13 protein-coding genes are annotated in these 16423 nt (G+C 62.9%); 11 read left to right on the top strand and 2 right to left on the bottom strand.

What is annotated here, in order from left to right; translation table 11 throughout:
- Positions 1-8: 8 nt before the first annotated feature.
- The 4 genes from FFS18_RS07940 (at position 9) to FFS18_RS07955 (ending at position 5180) form a co-directional block, all read left to right on the top strand.
- Positions 9-2330 (top strand): heavy metal translocating P-type ATPase, encoded by a 2322-nt coding sequence (locus FFS18_RS07940; RefSeq protein WP_039578973.1) that lies wholly within the window; start codon positions 9-11, stop codon positions 2328-2330.
- Between the two features lie 52 nt (positions 2331-2382).
- Complete coding sequence (locus tag FFS18_RS07945) at positions 2383-2859, top strand: YybH family protein (protein WP_011542707.1); 477 nt, start codon at positions 2383-2385, stop codon at positions 2857-2859.
- Positions 2860-3123: 264 nt separating this feature from the next.
- Positions 3124-3717, top strand: coding sequence for a c-type cytochrome (locus FFS18_RS07950; protein ID WP_223181176.1), 594 nt, complete (start codon positions 3124-3126; stop codon positions 3715-3717).
- 185 nt (positions 3718-3902) lie between these two features.
- Positions 3903-5180, top strand: a complete 1278-nt coding sequence (locus FFS18_RS07955) for a type II restriction enzyme NmeDI-related protein (protein ID WP_011542709.1) — start codon at positions 3903-3905, stop codon at positions 5178-5180.
- 307 nt (positions 5181-5487) lie between these two features.
- On the opposite strand, the gene FFS18_RS07960 is transcribed toward FFS18_RS07955, so the two are convergent.
- Positions 5488-7602, bottom strand: a complete 2115-nt coding sequence (locus FFS18_RS07960; protein WP_058455286.1) for a TonB-dependent receptor — start codon at positions 7600-7602, stop codon at positions 5488-5490.
- Between the two features lie 646 nt (positions 7603-8248).
- Complete coding sequence (locus FFS18_RS07965) at positions 8249-8647, bottom strand: MerR family transcriptional regulator (protein WP_039578962.1); 399 nt, start codon at positions 8645-8647, stop codon at positions 8249-8251.
- Between the two features lie 80 nt (positions 8648-8727).
- On the opposite strand from FFS18_RS07965, the gene FFS18_RS07970 reads away from it, so the two are divergent.
- From FFS18_RS07970 to FFS18_RS08000, 7 genes are all read left to right on the top strand, one after another.
- Positions 8728-9549 (top strand): MauE/DoxX family redox-associated membrane protein, encoded by an 822-nt coding sequence (locus FFS18_RS07970; protein WP_003046430.1) that lies wholly within the window; start codon positions 8728-8730, stop codon positions 9547-9549.
- Between the two features lie 102 nt (positions 9550-9651).
- On the top strand, positions 9652-10014 hold the full coding sequence (locus tag FFS18_RS07975; protein ID WP_003046437.1) for a hypothetical protein: 363 nt from the start codon (positions 9652-9654) through the stop codon (positions 10012-10014).
- Positions 10007-10345, top strand: coding sequence for a hypothetical protein (locus tag FFS18_RS07980; protein WP_228383749.1), 339 nt, complete (start codon positions 10007-10009; stop codon positions 10343-10345). The genes FFS18_RS07975 and FFS18_RS07980 overlap by 8 nt, the downstream gene beginning before the upstream one ends.
- Positions 10346-10411: 66 nt before the next feature.
- Positions 10412-11638, top strand: a complete 1227-nt coding sequence (locus FFS18_RS07985) for a TolC family protein (protein ID WP_003046442.1) — start codon at positions 10412-10414, stop codon at positions 11636-11638.
- Positions 11635-12861, top strand: coding sequence for an efflux RND transporter periplasmic adaptor subunit (locus tag FFS18_RS07990; RefSeq protein WP_003046445.1), 1227 nt, complete (start codon positions 11635-11637; stop codon positions 12859-12861). The genes FFS18_RS07985 and FFS18_RS07990 overlap by 4 nt, the downstream gene beginning before the upstream one ends.
- Positions 12858-15992, top strand: coding sequence for an efflux RND transporter permease subunit (locus FFS18_RS07995; protein WP_037553279.1), 3135 nt, complete (start codon positions 12858-12860; stop codon positions 15990-15992). Before FFS18_RS07990 ends, FFS18_RS07995 begins: the two co-directional genes overlap by 4 nt.
- Positions 15989-16357 (top strand): copper-binding protein, encoded by a 369-nt coding sequence (locus tag FFS18_RS08000; protein WP_003046451.1) that lies wholly within the window; start codon positions 15989-15991, stop codon positions 16355-16357. The genes FFS18_RS07995 and FFS18_RS08000 overlap by 4 nt, the downstream gene beginning before the upstream one ends.
- Positions 16358-16423 lie beyond the last annotated feature (66 nt).

The raw sequence follows: 16423 nt of genomic DNA on the forward strand, positions 1-16423 counted from the left end.
CGGCGGCGATGCACGATCATCAGGGCGCAGAAAAAGGCAGCGGGAGCACGACTGATCCGGTCTGCGGCATGATGGTCGATCCGGCCACCACACCTCATATCGCGACGCATAGCGGCAAGCATCACTATTTCTGCAGCGCAGGCTGCCTCGCCAAATTCGAGGCCGATCCCGATCTTTATGCCGCAAAACGCGAGCCGGCCGCAGCCGATGCACCCGAAGGCGCCATCTGGACCTGCCCGATGCATCCCGAGATCCAGCGCGCCGGCCCCGGAAGCTGCCCGATCTGCGGCATGGCACTCGAGCCCGTCATGCCGACAGCATCGGGCGGCCCCAGCGAAGAATATCGCGATATGCGGCGGCGCTTCTGGATCGGGCTCCTTCTCGCACTCCCGGTGGTTGCGCTCGAAATGGGCGGCCATCTGACAGGCCTTCATCAATTTGTCGGTCGCCAGACGAACAACTGGACCCAGATGTTGCTCGCGACTCCCGTCGTTCTATGGGCGGGCTGGCCCTTCTTCGAGCGCGCGTGGCTCTCAATCCGCAACAAAAGCCTCAACATGTTCACCCTCATCGCGATGGGGACCGGGGTCGCGTGGGGCTACAGCATGATCGCGGCGATCGTCCCCCAAATCTTTCCGGCTGCGTTCCGCGCCGATGATGGCTCGGTCGCGGTCTATTTCGAGGCGGCGGCGGTCATCACGGTGCTGGTGCTACTCGGGCAGGTGCTCGAACTCAGGGCCCGCGAAACGACGAGCGGCGCGATCCGCGCGCTCCTTGACCTCACACCGAAGCTCGCCCGGCGCGTCCGCAGCGATGGAAGCGACGAGGAGGTCGCGCTCGAGGACGTCGCGGTCGGTGACATGCTACGCATCCGTCCGGGCGAAAAAGTCCCCGTCGATGGCATCGTCGTAGAAGGCCGCGGCACGGTCGACGAATCGATGGTCACGGGCGAATCGATGCCGGTGACCAAGGCGGCCGGGGCGGCGCTGGTCGGCGGAACGATCAATCAAACGGGCGGCCTGCTCATGCGCAGCGAGAAGGTCGGGCGCGACACGATGCTCGCGCGAATCGTACAGATGGTCGCCGATGCGCAGCGCAGCCGCGCGCCGATCCAGCGTCTCGCCGATGCCGTTTCGGGCTGGTTCGTGCCCGGCGTCATCGTCGTCGCCATTGCCGCTTTCGTTGTCTGGTCGCTTCTGGGCCCCGTGCCCGCCATGGCCTATGGCCTTATCGCCGCCGTCTCGGTGCTCATCATCGCCTGTCCCTGCGCGCTCGGCCTCGCGACGCCAATGTCCATCATGGTCGGCGTGGGGCGCGGCGCCGAAGTTGGCGTGCTGATCAAAAATGCCGAGGCGCTTGAGCGGATGGAGAAGGTCGACACGCTCGTCGTCGATAAGACCGGGACGCTGACAGAAGGCAGACCCTCGGTCGTCGCCATCGAAGTCGCCGAAGGGTTCGAGGAAAACGACCTCCTCCGGATTGCCGCGAGCCTTGAGCGCAGCAGCGAACATCCATTGGCCGCCGCAATCGTCAAAGCGGCGGAAGACCGCGCCCTCGCGCTCGTCGAGCCATCGGGAGTCGACCAGCCGGTCGGCAAGGGCATCGTCGGGGTCGTCGACGACAAGGCGATCGTCCTCGGCAATGCGAACTTTCTCGAAGAATATGACGTCGATCTGGGCGCACTCGCCGAGGCGGCTGACCGGCTTCGTACAGACGGTGCAACGGCGATCTACATCGCGGTCAGCGGCAAGGCGGCCGGCGTCATCGCCATCGCCGATCCGGTCAAGGAGACGACGGGCGACGCACTCGCGGCGCTGCGCGAAGCCGGAATCAAGGTCATCATGCTAACCGGCGACAATCGCGTCACCGCCGAGGCGATCGCGCGGCGCCTCGGCATCGACGACGTCGAGGCCGATGTCCTCCCCGACCAGAAGAGTGCGGTCGTGCAGCGGCTGCGCGAAGAGGGCCGGATCGTCGCCATGGCCGGCGACGGGGTAAACGACGCCCCCGCGCTCGCCGCCGCCGACGTCGGCATCGCGATGGGTTCGGGAACCGATGTCGCCATCGAAAGCGCGGGTGTGACGCTACTGCGCGGCGACCTTCTGGGCATCGTGCGGGCGCGGCATCTCAGCCATGCGACGATGGCGAACATCCGTCAGAATCTCTTCTTCGCTTTCGCCTATAATGTCGCCGGGATTCCCGTCGCTGCGGGCGTGCTCTATCCGATTTTCGGACTATTGCTCTCGCCGGTCATTGCCGCCGCTGCAATGGCACTCTCGTCCGTCAGCGTCATCGCCAATTCTTTGCGGCTGCGCTTTGCCAGAATCTGATCGAAACCACCGGAGGCACTCGTGAAGTGTCGGCACAACAAGGGGAAATGATATGAGACGACTGACGATTACAGCAATCGCATTGGCCATGCTGGTGGCCGTCCCGGCTCAGGCGACCGAGCCTGCGGATTATCAGGGCGCGGCGGCAGCGCTCGCGCAGTATAAATCGGCGATGGAGAAACTGGACCTGACCGGCGTCGAGGCCCTCTTTTCGCCAGACGCCCAGATATTCGAGTCCGGCGGCGTTGAAGGGAACTTCGCCCACTATCGCGACCATCACATGGGTCCCGAACTCAAGGAATTCAAATCCTTCACCTTCCGCAATTACAAGATTTCGGTTCGCGGCGAAGGAAATATCGCGATCGCAACCGAGACCTACAGCTTCTCGATTGTGCTCGCGAGCGGCGAGACCATCGAACGGGATGGCGTCGCTACGAGTGTCCTCAAACAGGACAACGGAAAGTGGCAGATCTTCAATCTCCACAGCTCCTCACGCAAGCCGAAGGTGCGGCCGGCGGGTGGCATCTGAGCGGGCAAAAAAGGGGCTAGTCCTCACGATCTCTCCGAACCCACACCTAGCAGGACGCATGAGCCCGAGCGGGTGTGGGCACCCTGAAATGGCTCGTCGCGGCAAGTACGGAAACGCCTGCCTCGTCTGTGACAAGGGCAAAGCTGTTGGGGTGCGTATCATCTGTTGCACAGCCGCCGCATTGCGTTCGGCTGCAAAGCTCAAGGCCTGTTATGCGGGAGATAGATAATGGAGCGATTTCGAACTTTCGATTTCCGAAAGCATATGCCGAGCGTGACGTTCACGCTGCTGGCGGTTGCCCTGATAGCGGGCGCGGGTGCGATCACCGTCTATCTCGGCCTATATAATATAGCGGCCGATGCCCCCCATAACCGGCTGACTTACAGCGTCATCGAAACATTCAGGGAGAAGTCCATCGCAGCGCGATCCGGATCGATCGCGGTGCCGGCAGATTTGGCGGCTCCGGCGCGGATCGCGTCGGGCGCAGGTCTCTATACCGAGATGTGCAGCGGCTGCCATCTCGCGCCCGGGATGGAAAAGACCGAAATGAGTCAAGGGCTGTATCCGCAAGCGCCCGTCTTGTTCAAAGGTTCGGAACGTTCGGCTGCGGAGCAATTCTGGATCATCAAGCATGGCATCAAGATGACCGCCATGCCGGCCTGGGGGAAAACGCATGATGATCGTCTCATCTGGGATATGGTCGCGTTTGTCCGAAAACTCCCTGGCCTGTCGCCGGCACAATATCAGGCTATTACGCAGAATGCGCCAATGGACCATGACGCGATGATGAAGGGCATGACAGAGGCGGAAGGCGCGAGTCAGAAACCAAGCGGAGCGGGCGAACACGCAGGGCACTGAGGTCGTCGACAATTATGCAGCGCCGGGCGTGAACGGGCTCGTTTCGACCTTCCATTCCCGCCCACCTTGCCGGTGGGACGGAAGGTTTCGCCTTTCGCTAAGGGCCGGATCGAGCGAACTGTCTTGGCCGGCAAGCCGCAGGTGGAAAACAGCAATTCGGAATGGATCAAGCGGGGGCTATAAACATGAAGCGCGATCTTGTTCGCGAACTGATCGAGCGCTGGCGCGGCGATTCCGGCTCGACCTATCAAAGCTGGTTCCTGTGGGAGGAACGACTGAAGAATTTTCGGTCGATCAGAAGAGGAATCTCGCAGGTCGTCGCCGAAATTGAGGCCGGCACCTTCGGAGCGGCATATCGGGGCTCGTCATTGGAGATCATTGTTCATTCAATCGCCGAGCAACGACAGATTTTCAAAGGTGCGGATCATGCTTTCTTGTGGAAGCCCAAACTCCGAATCCCGGACATCTACGAGAACGCCGACAATCAACGAGCTTTTGGCAGACTTCTTCACCATTGCTCCTGTTGCGATACCGCCGAGGAGGTCGTCGCCGGGATCCTCGCAATCGACAGACAGAAGATCAAGGGGTTGGGTCCTGCGGTAGCCAACATTCTCTATTTTCTGCATCCCACCCTTGTGCCTCCGTTCAATACGGCAATCGTAAAGGGCTACAACGCGCTGACGGGTGCGAATGTGAAGCTTGGCAGCTGGGAGCATTTTCTCGCGATGCGCGCGGGCATTCTGGATCTCAACGATTGCTACCGGGATCTTCTCTCCAACGATTTGGGCGCGATAGGAGGGCTGCTGTTCGATATCGGATCGGGACGGTTTCCAGCCCCACCGCTCAGCGGTTCGAGCGAAAATGCTCGCGATTGGATGGCCTTGCTGAATGAAACGCGCTCACAGTCCGACAAGTTCGATAAGGGGCTTGCAAATCAGAAAGAGAGCGACCGGACGCATAGCGAAGTCCAATCCTGGCTTCGGGACCTCGGCCTTGCACTTGGATATGACGTCTGGGTAGCGGCAAATGACCGGGGGCGCCTTCATGAGGGTGTACCGCTCGGGTCTCGATGCCTCGATAGCTTGCCGCATGCCATCGCAACCGCTCAAGGAAGCGATGCCATAAGACTGATCGACATCTTATGGCTCGAGCAATCGACGGCTACGGTCGCGGCGGCATTCGAAGTCGAGCATTCGACATCCATTTATTCCGGAATTGTCCGCATGCTTGATCTCGCGCTGAGCAGCGAGAATCTTCATTTGTCGACGCCACTTTTCCTGGTTGCACCCGATGCGCGAGAAGCCGATGTCCGCGCTCAGCTCCGACGCCCGGCTTTCAGCCGGATCGGTGATCTCGACATTTCCTACCTGCCCTACGCCGAGCTCGAACAGAACAGGGTCGCCATTGCCCGCTTCGGTACGGGCCTGAAGGCGATCAAGGCGATCTCCCATCCATTGCCGTGAGGCAGCCGACGACGCGTAGGCCTCCGAAAGCAGTTGGTCTTTGCATCCTCGCGGCGTCACAGGGAAAGCCGGGCATCGAAATCGCGCGCGCTACCGACGTTCAGGATGGGACTAGCCCGTATCTGTTCGTGCCATCTTACTGTCCGGCTCATCGTGCCATCAGCAGGGCCGTTCAAGTAACGGCGCCGGTGAGAACAGGGACATATCATGTCCTGCGTTCAGAGGAAGTATTCCCCCCGGGCGCAAGCGCCCAGGGGGACCGACGACCGTAGGGGAGTCGCCGGGGGACCTCGCAGGACGAGGAACCTCAGAAAAAGTAGCGCAGCTGCAATCCGTACTGGCGCGGCTCGCCGTAGATGTAGAGCGGAAGAGTAGGGTTCGAGACACCCGTCGCGTCCGTCCCGATCGTACTATAGCTCACATAGCGCTCGTTGGTGAGATTTCGGCCATAAAGCGCAATTTCCCACGCTTCGCTCGCCGGCTGCCATGCGACACGCCCATTTATAAGGGTCGTGGCGTTTCCGGAAAAAAGCGGATTGTTGCTGGGCTTGAAAAAGATGCTGTCGCGCCAGGAGATATCGGTCCGTAATGTCAGCATTCCGCCGCCCAGGGAGGCCTTATATTCTCCGCCGAGAGTGATGTTCCACTTCGGCGCGTTCGGCAGCCGCTTGCCCTTGAGGCTTGCGCCGACGTCGTCAAAATAGACATCGTAGCGCGCATCGAGATAAGCGATCGTGGATGTAAGCGTCAGGCGATCGAACGGCCGTGCCATCAGTTCCGCTTCAACGCCCTTGATCGTCGCCTTGCCGGCGTTGGTGGTACTGGCAACGCCATTATTATACTCGACCACCTGAAGATTGGTGTAATCATAATAGAAGGCCGAAAAATTAGCTCGAAGCCGGCGATCGAGGAGCGTCGACTTCAAGCCGACTTCGTAGCTCCAGACATACTCCGGGAGGAAAGGCCGCCCGTCTCCCAGCTGGAATCCACCCGATTTGAACCCGCGGGTTGCCGACGCATAAGCCATGACGTCATCGGCAAGGTCGTAATCGATCCCAATTTTCGGAGTCCAGGCGGTCCAGGATGATTTGGGCTGACCGGCATCGACCTGATTTCCGTTCAGCAGGACACGATATCCGAAATCCTTTTTTTCGTATGAGTATCGAAGCCCTCCGGTCAATCGCAGGCGGTCGATGAGTTCGTAGCTTGCTTGTCCGAAGAGCGCGAATGCATTCGTCGTATTGTTTTCCGGGATCGCGAGCCGACGACCCGGTTCGATGATCCGTATTTCGTCGTTGCCCTTTTCATTCAGATAGAATGCTCCGACGATCCAGCGCAGCTTGTCCGCATCGTTGTTGAGAAGTTGGAACTCTTGCGTGAAACTGCGGGAACGTTCGTAAAATTCGATATCGCGGAGGAAGAGGTCAGTCGAGTCAACGTCGAGCGCCTGGACGACCTTGCTCTTGCGCAGCGCCGTAATCGAGCGGAGCGTGACCGGGCCGCCGTCCCAGTTCATGGTCGAGGACACGCCCCAGGCATCGACATCGTAACGCGGCAGGCGGTCGAGTGCGGCCTCTTTGTCATTGGCCGGGATCGTCGCCCCCGCATCGACGAAGCCTTGCGGATAAAAGGGCCGAACAGACCGCGCGCCGGTCTCGCGATCACGGCTGGCATCCGCCCGCAACACGATCTCAAGACGGTCGCTCGCGTCAATCGCAAGCGTCAGTCGTCCAGCGAGATTATCTTCGTTTTGGTATCGCCGTCCCGAGACGACGTCGCGGTAGATGCCGTCGCGCTGGTTGGCAAGCAAGGTGAGGCGGCCTCGGACGCCCGCTCCAAGCGGTCCAGAAATCGTGCCGCTCAGCGAGCGCTTCTCGTAATTTCCGACGGTGAGTCCCAGCGCGCCAGTCAAATCCTCCGTAGGCATTTTGGAAATGATGTTGAGTGTGCCGCCGGCGGAGTTGCGACCGAAGAGAACGCCTTGCGGTCCGCGCAGCACCTCGATGCGTTCGACGTCGAACAAATCCTGATAGCTTGTGGTCGGGCGCGAGATGTAGACGCCGTCATAATGGACTGTCGTGCTGGGGTCGGTCGCAACGCCGAACGCCGAGGTGCCAATTCCACGAATATTGATGATCGCCATGGAATCGTTGGTGATCGACACGCCCGGCACAAAAAATTGGAGGTCTTCGACGTTTGATATGCCCGTTGCCGTAAGCGCCTCGCCGGTCATCGCTGTCACCGAGACGGGAACGGACTGCAGATTTTCCTCGCGCTTCTCCGCCGTTACGATGATCTCGGCGAGGCCGTCCGACTGGGCTTCCTGAGCCTGCGCGGGAAACGCGACCGCCACCGCAATCGCCGCCATCGAGCTTCGCTGCATTGCGCGCTTCGTCGACGAATAACAGTATAATTTGTTCATTATGCTTCCCCTGTTTCGAAGAACTGCCCTTTCGCGCAGCCCAAATGAGTTTCGGGGAAGTCGAGGACAAAAACATGCATGCCCGGAAACCGCTGCTTACGGCTTCCGAGTTCAAGCACCCAACATCCCCTACTGACATTGATTACGCACCAGAACGACTCATCCCTCAAAAATGGTTCGGGCGACGTAAAACCATCGGAATTGGGCTCCCCGATTTGTTCAGATCGCCAGGATGAAGTTGATCCGGAACGCCCAAAGGCTCCTTCCTTCATCCAGAAGCGGCGCTTTTCGCTTCTGCCCCTCGTCGGAGCCTTGGTCGGCGCCGTGCACGTGACGCAATCGCTCGCTTGACCCTATGGTCAGGTCTTCCCCGTGGAAGCCTATTTGTTCGCTCTGATGCCGGTCCTAGCCGCGGAGATTCGATGGCGCCTGACCCAGGCACTTCGGACGGCCGTCGCAACTCCGGACGCGGCAGCGGCGAGACACTGCGGCTGCGATCCGCGCTAGCCTTCAGCTCGATGTCGCAGCCGGAGTTACCATCCCATCGCTTGTAGCCGGGATGCTGGAACCATTTGCGACCGATTGACACCAGTTTGAGGGAGGTGAGACGGGCCGTCAGCACCATCCGCCCCCAAGACCAGTCGGGCTAGATCTGCTCGAACGCCGCTATGATCGGGCAGTGGAGCGTGTCGGCGGCAGCGCATTGGCGCGACAGGCCCATGAGCGCGCGCCGCGCCACATCGAGTTCGGCGATCGTCTTTTCGATCGCCGCGATGCGCGCGTCGGCCAGTTCGCGCGCTCGCGCGCGATCGCTCGACGCGTCGAGTTCGAGCAGTTCGGCGATCTCGGTGAGCGTAAATCCCGCTGCCTGTGCCGATTTGATGAAGCGCAGACGGCGCAGAACCGCCTCGTCGTAACGCCGGACTCGGCCTTCCGACGGGGCGCTGGCCGACTGAGGCGGAACGGGCAACAGGCCGCGGCGTTGGTAATAGCGGATCGTCTCGACATTGACGCCGCCCTGCCGGGCAAGCTGGCCGATGGTCATGTCACGCAAGGCCTTGACTCCGTACTATGGTACGGAGCCTATATAGCGGGAAGCGATCGGGAATCAAGAAAGGCGAATCGATGAATATGCAGGTTCAGCGCGCGAACGAAAGCGCGCCAGCGCACACTGGTGCGGCGGTTTCGGGCAAGCCGCGGGCGACCATCTATCGCATGGTGATGGAGCAGCATATCTGCCCCTATGGCCTGAAGGCGCTGCATCTGTTGCGCAGCCGCGGCTATGACGTCGAGGATGTCTGGCTGACGACCCGCGAGGAAACCGACGCATTCAAGGCGAAACATGGCGTCGCGACGACGCCGCAGACCTTCATCGAAGGCGAGCGGATCGGCGGTCTTGACGATCTGAGGCGCCATCTCGGTCTGAAAGTCCGCGATCCTAAGGCGCTTACCTATAAGCCCGTCATCGCGCTCTTCTCTATCACCGCGCTGATGGCGCTGGCCGCCAGCCAAGCGGTGTCGGGCACGCCCTTCACAATCCGTGCCGCCGAATGGTTTATCGGGTTCAGCATGGCGTTGCTTGCCTTCCTCAAGCTCCGCGACATCGAGAGCTTCTCGAGCATGTTCCTGAACTATGACTTGCTCGCCAAACGCTGGGTACCCTATGCTACCATCTATCCCTTTGCGGAGGGTCTTGCCGGCATCCTGATGATTTCTGGCGCGCTGAACTGGATATCGATTCCGGTGGCGCTGTTCATCGGGATCATCGGCGCCGTGTCGGTGTTCAAGGCGGTGTATATCGACAAGCGCGAACTCAAATGCGCCTGCGTCGGCGGCGACAGCAATGTGCCGCTGGGTTTCATCTCACTGACCGAAAATCTGATGATGATCGCCATGGCGCTGTGGATGCTGGTCGCGCCCGCCGCCATGACAATGGGCCATTCTTAACGGGTCCGGCGTAACCACGACGGGACAGTCGGCGAACAAGTGAGCGGGATCTCCACCCCGGTTTAGATTGACGCCAAGTTTGACAAGGATCATGCTTCGACCGTGAAACGCTGGCTCACCTTTCTACTTCTTGTCGGAGCCTTACTCGGCCTTCTGGCGCAGGAGACCGCATTCGCCTCGGCGCCCGCGCTCCCGTCGGCCGAGACGGCGTTCGCGGCGGCGATGAGCGACGAATGCGCGGAGATGATGGGGATTAAAAAATCCCAGAAGAGCGCTCCGTGCAAGGGCCTCACGCTCGACTGCATCGCCAAGATGGGCTGCGCGCTACCGCCCGCCGTCGTCTCTCCGGCTACCCCCCTTGCCGAAAAGACATTTGTCGCCGGCTCTTTCGATCCGCTTCCTGTCCGGCGCCTCGCCGGAAGAACATTCGGCCCCGAACCCGACCCGCCCCTATTTCTTGCCTGAATTGCCGACGCGCACCGGCTCGTCCCGGCGCGCGGTTTCACGCTTTTCAATCAAGGAATTCAACATGAAACCGTTTTTTGCCGTTGCCGCGCTCGCGGCAGCAACGCTTGCCGCTCCCGTCCTCGCCCAAGAACCGTCCGGCGGCCATCATGAATGGCAGACCCGCCAGGTGCCAGGGCCGAACAAGTCCAATACCACCTCGCGAGTCCGCGTCTGGGTCAAGGACAAGCCGGGACAGATGGCGCATTGCGACTGCGACATGATGAAGGTGAGTCCGGCGGACTGCATGAAGAATATGTCCGGCGACCAAAGGATGCCCCCGCAAGGGTAACGGTCTTTCTTCCCCGGCGTACAGACGCCGGGGAGGCTTTCGCCCAGTCCACAGCAGGGGGACATCATGCGCCCATATTTTACGGCAGCCTTGCTTGCGCTGCCCTCGGCTCTTCACGCCGAGCCGATGACGCTCGATTCGGCGCTCAGCCGAGCAGCATCGGAGGCACCCGAACTGCAAAGCCGCGAAGCGGGCGTCGACGCCGCCCAATCGGCGGCGATCGCCGCCGACCGGCTGCCCGACCCGAAACTCAATATCGTCCTCCAGGATTTCCCGGTGACCGGACCCGACGCGGGCCGGTTCAATCGCGACGATTTCACGATGCAGGTCATCGGCGTCAGCCAGGATTTTCCGAACCCCGCCAAACGCCGCGCGCGCGCGACCCGCGCGCAGGCCGACATTGGAATCGCCCGCGCCGACGAAGCGGTCACCGCGCAGGACATCAGGCTCGCGACCGCGCTCGCCTGGGTCGATCTCTATTATGCCAAGAAGGAGCTGAAGGAACTCGACCTGCTCGATAGCGGCCTCGAGGACCTTCAATCGACCGTGACGGCGCGGCTTGCCAGCGGTGCGGCGCGCCCGGCGCAGGCGCTCGAACCCGATCAGCTTCGCGCCGCGATCAACGATCGCCGCAGCGCGCTCGCCGCCGAGATCGCCCGCGCCCGCGCGCAGCTCGCCCGCTTCACCGGCGACCCCGCCGCCGACACGCTCGGCGACTTGCCGCCGCAGTCGATCGACGAACAAGGATTGCGCGCCGGCATCGACGCCCTGCCAAAGCTCAGAGCACTCGATGCCCGCGCCCTCGCCGCCGACGCCGAGACCGGTCTCGCACGCGCCGACAAGCGACCCGACTGGAGCGTCAACGCGGCCTATGGGCGCCGCGAGCCCAATTACGGTGATCTCGTCACGGTCGGGGTCACCGTCGACCTGCCCTTCTTCTCGAAAAAGCGGCAGGACCCCAAGATCGCCGCGCGCGCCAGCGAGGCGATGCGCGCCCGGCTCGACCGCGAGGCTGCCAAGCGCGACATCGCGGCAGCGCTCGACGCCGATCTCGCCGATCACCGCATGCATCATGAGCAGCTCGCCAATGCACGTACGCGGCTCGTGCCGCTCGCGAAGAAGCGCGCCGAGCTCGATCTTGCAAGCTACGCCGCCGGAAAGCTCGACCTCGGGACCGCGCTCCTGTCGACTCTCGCGCTTGCCGAGGCCGAAGTCGATGCGCTGGCGCGCGAAGCCGAGGTCGCGCGCGACGCGATCCGGATCAATTATATTTATGGGGAGGCAGGTCGATGACCGATGCAACATCAGCGGCGCGCTGGCGCGTCGCAATCCTGGCCACGGTGCTGATCGCGGGCGGCGGCGGTTATTGGTTGGGACAGAGCGGCAAGAGCGATGCACCAACCGAGACGGCAAGCGGCGGGCGCAAGATCCTCTACTATTATGATCCGATGTTCCCGAACCAGAAGTTCGACAAGCCCGGCAAGTCGCCCTTCATGGACATGCAGCTCGAGCCCAAATATGCCGACGAGGGTGGCGGCGCGGCGCCCGGCGTGTCGATTGACCCGTCGGCGCGTCAGAGCCTCGGCATAAGAGTGGTCGCGGCCGAAATGGGGAGCCTTGCCGCAACCTTCGACGTCAACGGCAGTATCGATTTCAACCAGCGCGATGTCGCGATCGTCCAGGCGCGCTCGGGCGGCTTCGTCGAACGCGTCTATCGCCTCGCGCCTGGCGATGTCATCGGCGCCGGTGCGCCGATCGCCGAATTGCAATTGCCTGAATGGGGCAGCGCCCAGACCGAATATCTGAGCGTCAAGAAGCTCGGCAAACCTGAACTCACGGCGGCCGCGCGACAGCGGCTGCGGCTGATGGGCATGCCCGAAGGCGTGATCGCCGAGGTCGACCGGAGCGGACGGACCGGCGGCAGACTGACGGTGCGCGCGCCGATCGGCGGCGTGGTCCAGACGCTCAATGCCCGTGCAGGCGTGACTCTCGCCTCGGGGCAGACACTTGCCGAAATCTCGGGACTTGGAACGGTGTGGCTCAATGCCGCGCTCCCCGAAGCGCAGGCCGGACTGGTGAAGATCGGCCAACCTGCCACCGCGAACCTCACCGCCTTTCCCGGCGAGGCTTTTACCGGGCGGGTCGTCGCGATCCTGCCGACCGCAGCGGCGGACAGCCGGACGCTGACAGTGCGCATCGAGCTCGCCAACCGCGGCGGTCGCCTACGCCCCGGCATGTTCGCCGTCGTCGCGCTCGGCGGGGACGCCAAGCCAACGCTGCTGGTGCCAAGCGAAGCGGTGATCCGCACCGGCACGCGCAGCATCGTGATGCTCGAGAAGGGCGACGGACGCTACCATCCCGCCGAAGTGGTCGCCGGACGCGAAGGCGGCGGCAAGACCGAGATATTGCGAGGGCTCGCCCCCGGCGAGAAGGTCGTCGCGTCGGGCCAGTTCCTGCTCGATTCCGAGGCGAGCCTGACCGGTCTCACGGTTCGTCCGCTGGAGCCAGCGCAATGATCGCACGCATTATTCGCGCCTCGGTCGCGGCGCGCGGGCTTGTCGTCGCTTCGGCGCTGATCCTGACCTTGCTCGGGATCGCCGCGGTGCGCACGACTCCGGTCGACGCCCTGCCCGACCTGTCGGACGTCCAGGTCATCGTCCGCACCAGCTATGCGGGACAGGCACCGCGGATCGTCGAGGACCAGGTCACCTATCCGATCACGACGACGATGCTCTCGGTGCCGGGCGCGCGCGTGGTGCGCGGCTACAGCTTCGTCGGCGACAGCTTCGTCTATGTCCTGTTCGACGACGGCACCGATCCCTATTGGGCGCGCAGCCGCGTGCTCGAATATCTGAGCCAGGTGCAAAGCCGTCTCCCCGAGGGCGCGCGCGCGAGCATCGGTCCCGACGCGACCGGGGTTGGCTGGATCTATGAATATGCGCTCGTCGACAAAAGCGGCCGCCACGATCTTGCCGAACTCCGCAGTCTTCAGGACTGGTTCCTCCGCTTCGAGCTTAAATCGGTTCCCGGCGTCGCCGAGGTCGCGAGCATCGGCGGCATGGTGCGCCAGTATCAGATCATCGTCGATCCGCAGAAGCTCGCCGCGTTCGGGGTGACTGCAACCGACGTCGCCGACGCCCTCAAGCGCGCCAACCAGGAAAGCGGCGGCGGCTCCCTAGAACTCGCTGAGGCTGAATATATCGTCCGCGCGAGCGGCTATCTGGAGTCGCTCGACGACTTCCGCGCCGTCCCGATCCGCACCGCCGCGGGCGGACTCCCGGTAACGGTCGGCGATGTCGCGACGGTGCAGATCGGTCCCGACACAAGGCGGGGCATCGCCGAACTCAACGGCGAGGGCGAAGTCGCGGGCGGCGTGATCGTCATGCGCGAGGGCAAGAATGCCCGCGAAGTCATCGACGGCGTGCGCACCAAGCTCGCCGAGCTCAAGCGCAGCCTGCCGCCCGGGGTCGAGATCATCACCACTTATGACCGCTCGGGGTTGATCGACCGCGCGGTCGACAATCTTACCTCGAAGCTCGTCGAAGAGTTCATCATCGTCGGGCTCGTCTGCGCGCTCTTCCTCTGGCACGCGCGCTCGGCACTGGTCGCGATCCTGACGCTGCCGCTCGGCATCCTCATCGCCTTCATCGTGATGCGGCTGCAGGGACTCAACGCCAATATATTGTCGCTCGGCGGCATCGCCATCGCGGTCGGTGCGATGGTCGACGCTGCGGTGGTGATGATCGAAAATGCCCATAAGCATCTCGAACATTGGGAGCGCGATCATCCGGGCGAGGAACTGAAAGGCGCCGAACGCTGGCGCGTCATCACCGACGCCGCCGCCGAGGTTGGGCCCGCCCTCTTCCTCAGCCTCCTCATCATCACCTTCTCCTTCCTCCCCATCTTCACGCTCGAAGGCCAGGAGGGACGGCTCTTCTCGCCGCTCGCCTTCACCAAAACCTATGCGATGGCGGCCGCCGCGATCCTCTCGATCACGCTCATCCCGGTGCTGATGGGCTGGCTGATCCGCGGTAAGATACCCGCCGAACAGAGTAATCCGGTCAACCGCTGGCTGACCCGCATCTATCGCCCGGCACTCGACTGGGTGCTCGAACGGCCGAAAAAAGCGCTCGTGATCGCCGGCCTCGTCTTCGCCACCAGCCTGTGGCCGATGACCCAGATCGGCGGCGAGTTCATGCCGCAGATGCACGAAGGCGACCTCCTTTACATGCCCTCGGCGCTACCCGGCATCTCGGCCGCAAGGGCATCGAGCCTGCTCCAGCAGACGGACCGACTGATCAAGACCGTGCCCGAGGTCGAGAGCGTGTTCGGCAAGGCGGGGCGGGCCGACAGCGCGACCGACCCCGCGCCGCTCGAGATGTTCGAGACGACGATCCGCTTCAAGCCGAAGGACCGTTGGCGCCCCGGCATGACCGAGGAGAAATTGATCGAGGAGCTCGACGCGCGGGTCCGGGTTCCGGGGCTCGCCAATTTCTGGATTCCCCCGATCCGCAATCGCATCGACATGCTTGCGACCGGGATCAAGAGCCCGGTCGGCATCAAGGTCGCGGGCTCGGATCTTGCCGGGATCGATCGCACCGCCAAGCGCATCGAAGCGGTCGTCAAGACCGTACCCGGCGTAGCGTCGGCGCTGGCCGAGCGGCTGACTGGTGGGCGCTATATCGATGTCGACATCGATCGCGCCGCCGCAGCACGCTACGGCCTCAATGTCGCCGACGTGCAAGCGATCGTCTCGGGCGCGATCGGCGGCGAGACGATCGGCCAGACGGTCGAGGGGCTCGCCCGCTATCCGATCAGCGTCCGCTACCCGCGCGAGCTGCGCGACAGTATCGGCGAGCTCGCGAGCCTTCCGGTCCTGACGCCGTCGCGCCAGCAGATCACGCTCGGCACGGTGGCCAGAGTCAAGGTCAGCGACGGGCCGCCGATGCTGCGCAGCGAGAATGGCCGCCCGGTGACCTGGATCTACGTCGACAGCCGCGGCCGCGATTTGCAGGGCCTCGTGCAGGACATCCAGCGGGCGATCGCGCGCGATGTCGATCTGCCGCCCGGCGTCAGCGTTTCCTACACCGGGCAGTTCGAGTTCCTCGTTCGTGCGACCGAGCGGATGAAGGTCGTCGTGCCGGTCACGCTCGCGATCATCTTCCTGCTGCTCTACCTGACCTTCCGCCGCTGGGACGAGGCGCTGCTCATCATGGCGACCCTGCCCTTTGCGCTCACCGGCGGGCTCTGGCTCCTCTATCTGCTTGGCTATAACCAGTCGGTCGCGAGCGCGGTCGGGTTCATCGCGCTTGCGGGCGTTGCCGCCGAGTTCGGGGTCGTCATGCTCATCTATCTCAAGCATGCGCTCGCCGATCGCAGCGACGGCCACATATTGGCCGCGGTTCGCGAAGGCGCGCTGCTCCGCGTCCGCCCGAAGGCGATGACCGTTGCGGTTATCCTCGCGGGCCTGTTCCCGATCCTCGTCGGGACCGGCACCGGCTCCGAAGTGATGAGCCGCATCGCCGCGCCGATGATCGGCGGCATGCTCACCGCGCCGCTGCTGTCGATGCTTATCATTCCCGCCGCCTATCTGCTGATGCGAAGGCGTGCGGCTCATCCCGTCCAACCCGAAGGAGAAACGACATGAATAAACTCACTGCGATTACGCTCAGCCTTGCGCTCGGCGCTGGACTTGTCGCCTGCGGCAAGCAAGGCGAAGCACCGAAGACGGAAGAAAAGGCCGCGATGGCCGATGACACAGGGACCATGGCGGCCCCGGCCGAAACGAAGCATGGCAAGGGCACGGCGACCGTGACCGCGATCGATACGGCAAAAGGCCAGGTCACGCTCGATCATGGCGCGATCGCCGAACTCGAATGGCCGCCGATGACGATGGGTTTTGCGGCGAAACCCGAGCTGCTGAAGGACATCAAGGTCGGCGACAAGGTCGCGTTCGAGCTCAATTGGGACGGCAAGGCCGGGACGATCACCAAGCTCGACAAGGCGCCGTAACGCGCCGCCATTGCGCGCGGTGGCCCTAGTTGCCGCGCGCAATGGCTGCTTTGGGGCGCTGGCGGA

The sequence above is a fragment of the Sphingopyxis sp. 2PD genome, assembly GCF_005503695.1.
Taxonomy (GTDB): domain Bacteria; phylum Pseudomonadota; class Alphaproteobacteria; order Sphingomonadales; family Sphingomonadaceae; genus Sphingopyxis.